The sequence below is a fragment of the Arthrobacter sp. CAL618 genome, from assembly GCF_000468215.1.
GTDB lineage: Bacteria > Actinomycetota > Actinomycetes > Actinomycetales > Micrococcaceae > Arthrobacter_D.
Window position 1 is genome coordinate 1 of record NZ_ASZW01000080.1, and the last position, 2,035, is coordinate 2,035.

A 2,035-nucleotide genomic window follows, 5' to 3' on the forward strand; every position below is an offset into this window, starting at 1 on the left:
CCGGCTTGTCGATGACCACCAGATCGTCATCGTCGTAGAGAATCCCCATCCCGTCAACAGTTTCGACGACCACGGCCAGCGGGTCGACGCTTGCCGGAACCCTGATTCTTAGGACGGCACCGGCAGCGGGCCGGTCGGATTTACCAACGGGTTTGCCGTCGCTCGTCACGAACCCTGCCACACACCAGGCGGCGGCAGCGGAGCGGGACACCCCGGCGACGGCGGCGAGCACGGCGTCCGCGCGGGCGCCTCCTAGCTCGGTGGGAACGCGTTCGTCCCGTTCGACGGCGTTCACTTGGCGTCCGCCGAGCCGTCAACCACAGGTTCGTCGTTGCTGCGCTTGCCGTCCATGCCGATCCCGCGCAAGGTGAGCAGACAGATCAGGCTGACGCCCGTGACCACGGCTGAATCGGCGATGTTGAAGATGGCGAAGTTGGGCAGGGCGATGAAGTCGACCACATGGCCCTGCCCAAACGATGGTTCGCGCAGCAGACGGTCGGTCAGGTTGCCGAGCGCGCCTCCGAGGACCAGCCCCAGGGCTGTTGCCCACCACCAGGACGCCACCTTTCGGATCTGGGAGATGATCGCAATTGATACGACGGCCATGATGATGGTGAAAACCCAGGTGTAGTCGGTGCCAATCGAAAAAGCGGCACCGGGATTGCGGATGAAGTGCCAGTTCAGCAGAGGCGGAAGGACCGGGGTGATCTGTCCCTCGGTCATGGTGGAGACGACCCAGATTTTGGTCAACTGGTCAGCTACGTAGATGACGGCGAAGCACGCGACGAAGAGCAGCGCGTAGCGCGCACCCGTACGCCCGCGATGGCTGGCCGCCGTAGGGGTCTCACGGGCGGCGGGGGAGGTTTCATCGGACCCGGTTGGGTTGCCGTGCTCTGGTGTCTGGTCTGTCATAGCGCTTTCAGGTTTGGCGCTGCCGCTGACTGCGCCGGGGTGGGGTGGACTGCCGCATAAAGGTTGACATCCAGCCTACGGCAGAGGCCGACCGCCGGGAATTCCCGGGGGCCGGCCTCTTGAGTTGCCTTTAGCTGGACTGCACCGGTCATCTGGTGCAGCGGTAATACAGGTGAAGCGCCTAGGAGCCGGTGGCTTCGGAAGCTACCGATCCGCGGGAATCCAGATCGCGCAGCTGGCCTTCAATGTAGGCCTTCAGACGTGAACGGTAGTCGCGTTCGAAGCTGCGGAGCTGCTCAACCTTGCCTTCGAGCACAGACTTCTGCTGCTCGAGGGCGCCCAGGGTCTTACGGGTCTTCTCCTCGGCCTCGTTGACCATGCTGCTGGCTTCGATCTGCGCCTCGGCGATGATCTTGTCGCGCTGTTCGACACCGGCGTTGACGTATTCGTCGTGAAGCTTCTGAGCCATCGCCAGCACACCGGCAGCCGATTCAGCTGAACTGGTGCCCGAAGCGGCTGGTGCTGCCGCGGCGGGTGCTGCAGCAGCAGCCGGACGCTCTTCGGACTTCTTCTCTTCACCCTTGGGCTCTTCAACCTTTGGCTGTTCCTTCGCCTTGGGCTCGTCCTTCGCCTTGGGCTCGTCCTTGACCTCTTCGGTATGCGAGCTCGCCGACACGGGGGCGGGAACCACAGCGTTCTGGGACGTTGAGGAGGAGGCGTCCGCGAGCTTGCGCCGCAGTTCGTCATTCTCCTGGTTCAGGCGACGGAGTTCGACAACGATCTCATCGAGGAAATCGTCTACCTCGTCCTGGTCGTAGCCTTCACGAAACTTAGTGGGCTGAAACCTTTTGTTGACAACATCTTCTGGCGTCAGGGCCATCTGGTCACCTCATAGTGGTTATAAGACATGCCTGCCTATGAAGCAGACCTGACTACGGTACCGAATTGCGGACATAAAACTCGAGAATTCACACCAATTATGTGATTCAGCGTATATCTTTTGAGACTCGAAAACTAACCGGCTAGACCGACGTGGCCAAGCCGGCGGCGACGAACATGAGAATGGTTACTCCCAGGAACACCACCAAGAATGCCAGATCCAGTGACACTCCACCCAGCCGCA

2 protein-coding genes and 1 pseudogene are annotated in these 2,035 nt (G+C 61.4%); all 3 read right to left on the minus strand.

Annotated features, from left to right (window positions below):
• A pseudogene (locus K728_RS18455) lies at positions 1-295 on the minus strand (RluA family pseudouridine synthase); the annotation flags it as partial.
• Positions 292-912 (minus strand): signal peptidase II, encoded by a 621-nt coding sequence (lspA, locus tag K728_RS0105040; protein ID WP_019481329.1) that lies wholly within the window; start codon positions 910-912, stop codon positions 292-294. The pseudogene K728_RS18455 and the gene lspA, both read right to left, overlap by 4 nt.
• Before the next feature lie 181 nt (positions 913-1,093).
• A complete protein-coding gene (locus K728_RS0105045) occupies positions 1,094-1,792 on the minus strand; it encodes a DivIVA domain-containing protein (protein WP_019481330.1) in 699 nt (232 codons plus the stop codon).
• Positions 1,793-2,035 lie beyond the last annotated feature (243 nt).

Bases quoted from the DNA above. Each gene is read 5' to 3' on its own strand.
- lspA (WP_019481329.1), bottom strand. From the start codon at position 912: ATGACAGACCAGACACCAGAGCACGGCAACCCAACCGGGTCCGATGAA.
- K728_RS0105045 (WP_019481330.1), bottom strand. From the start codon at position 1,792: ATGGCCCTGACGCCAGAAGATGTTGTCAACAAAAGGTTTCAGCCCACT.